3 protein-coding genes and 1 tRNA gene are annotated in these 2,158 nt (G+C 53.7%); 3 read left to right on the forward strand and 1 reads right to left on the reverse strand.

Features of this window, described 5'->3' with window-relative positions:
* From Q0L26_RS05780 to Q0L26_RS05790, 3 genes are all read left to right on the forward strand, one after another.
* A partial coding sequence (locus tag Q0L26_RS05780) for a hypothetical protein (protein WP_296648623.1) occupies nt 1-254 on the forward strand: 254 nt, incomplete at its 5' end.
* Nucleotides 255-257: 3 nt separating this feature from the next.
* Entirely contained in the window at nt 258-1,166 is a 909-nt protein-coding gene (locus Q0L26_RS05785) for a YegS/Rv2252/BmrU family lipid kinase (protein ID WP_296648626.1), read from the forward strand.
* Between the two features lie 75 nt (nt 1,167-1,241).
* Nucleotides 1,242-1,314: transfer RNA gene (locus tag Q0L26_RS05790), tRNA-Glu, on the forward strand.
* 42 nt (nt 1,315-1,356) lie between these two features.
* Here the strand turns inward: Q0L26_RS05790 and Q0L26_RS05795 are convergent.
* Nucleotides 1,357-2,158, reverse strand: an 802-nt coding sequence (locus tag Q0L26_RS05795; RefSeq protein ID WP_296648628.1) for an MFS transporter, incomplete at its 5' end; no start/stop codon positions are given.

Genomic DNA, 2,158 nt, shown 5'->3' on the forward strand with positions numbered 1-2,158 from the left:
CTGACTCGGCCGGCTTGGTGCAGCTTGCACCTAGCCTCGCCGGCCTCGACTCCATCGTGCGCCGCGGCTTGGTTCTGCGCCAAAAGTTGACGCAGAACCGCATTGCCGCGCTGGTTTTGACCCTGGCTGCCGTGCCGCTGTTGGTCAGCGGGTTCGCAAATGGCAACAGCACCACAACATTGGTCTATGGCTCGGTGCTAATCTCACTTTCAGTTGCAATTGCAGCCCTGCAGACACGCTCACTGAAGAGGTAACCAATGGTTGTTGGTCTAATCGTGAACCCAACCGCGGGTCGCGGCTCTGGGCGAAACAATCACCAAACCATCGCCGACGAATTTGCGCGCCTTGGCGTTGAGATTCTCGATCTCACCTCGCGAAGCAGCGAAGAGGCCGAGGCCAAGGCTCGGGTTGCCATTGGCAACCAAAAAATCGATGCACTTGTTGTTGCGGGTGGCGATGGCATGGTTCACCTTGGCGTCAATTTAGTCACGGATGCCGGGCTGCCGCTTGGCATCATCGCCTGCGGAACCGGAAACGACTCGGCTCGCGCACTCGGCTTGCCAATTGATGACATTCAATGGGCCGTGCAGATTGCCGCAGATCATTTGCCGATTGCCCGTCAGGTAGACGTTGGTTTGGTTGAAAACGACAAGGGTCGTTTCTATTTCTTTGGCTCAATTTCTGCAGGCTTCGATGCGCTCGTGAACGCCAGAGCCAACAAATGGAAGTACCCAAAAGGGCCATCGCGATATCGTCTGGCAATGTTTCGAGAGTTGGCTGCGTTCAAAAAGCTTCGCTACAAGTTAATTGTTGACGGCGAATATCACGAGATTGATGCAATGCTCTGCGCAGTGACAAACGTGAATTGCTATGGCGGGGGAATGATGGTTACCCCAGAGGCAAAGCCAGACGATGGCGAGCTAGACCTATTCATCGTGCACAAAATTTCGCGACCTGAGCTGATCAAGATTTTTCCGAGCGTTTATGTTGGCGGGCACGTCTCGCATCCGGCGGTTGAAATTGTTCGAGTGAAAAACGTTGAAATTGACTCTGGCAAAACCCCGGCATTTGCCGATGGTGAGCCAGCTGGCCATTCGCCACTGAAGATTTCGGTTGTGCCTGCCGGTCTAAAGATTCTTGGGCCAACGCCTGGCGCACTAAATTAGCGGGCTGTGCCTGCAGGCCTAATTGCCTATGGCAGTGCGGTTTTGGCTGTGGTAAGTTAACAAGGTTGTCGCAACGGCCCCATCGTTTAGCGGCCTAGGACGCTGCCCTCTCACGGCAGTAGCGCGGGTTCGAATCCCGCTGGGGTCACAAATTCGCTCTCGATGATTCGTTCTCGGGGGCGAGTTTTATTTAAGCGCGGTTGCGCTCGCGAAGCAGTGTGAGGCCGGTGAGAATTAGCACCACGCTAACCGGCACGAGTGCCGCCAGGTTCAAACCCACAAACATTAGGGCGGCCATAATGCTGCCAGAGATTGCACCACCAAAAGCACCCGAGAGATTCATGAGCGAATCGTTTAGGCCTTGAACGTTTGTCTTTTGATCGGCCGGCAAAGATGAAGTGAGCAGTGCTGAACCAGAAACAGTGGCCGCGCTCCATCCGAGACCCAATAAGAACAAGCCAATCAATACCGACTGGTGGTCGTTCATTCCGAGCCCCGCAAATAGCAACGCTGCAACAAAAATTAGCTGACCGAAAACAACGGTTTGAATTTTGCCAATTTTGTCAGAGAGCCAACCGAAGATTGGGCTGAAGGCATACATGCCAGCGATGTGAATGCTGATTGTGAAGCCAACCACAACCAAAGTTGCGCCGTGCTCTTTTAGGTGTGCCGGTGTCATCGACATCACCGAAACCATAACCATGTGGCTAAGCGCGATTGATGCAACCGCATAAGCAGCTTTTGGATATTCGCGAAGCGTTCGAATTGCCGAGCCAATAGAAAGTTTTGGTTTTGCCGCCTTGGCATCACCAAGTTTTTGAGCGGTGAGCAACGGGTCTGGCCGAAGCCCAAACCAGAAAACTGAACTCGCCAGAATTTGCGAAAGGATGGTGATGAAAAATGGGCCGGTCATATGCGGCAGGCCAAGCCAACCGCCAATGATTTCGCCAGGGCCAAAAAGGTTTGGGCCGATAACCGCACCAACGGTTGTT

It is taken from the genome of Rhodoluna sp., assembly GCF_024641065.1.
Lineage (GTDB): Bacteria > Actinomycetota > Actinomycetes > Actinomycetales > Microbacteriaceae > Rhodoluna.

Excerpts from the sequence above, each read along its gene's own strand:
- Q0L26_RS05785 (WP_296648626.1), top strand. The coding sequence starts at position 258 with ATGGTTGTTGGTCTAATCGTGAACCCAACCGCGGGTCGCGGCTCTGGG.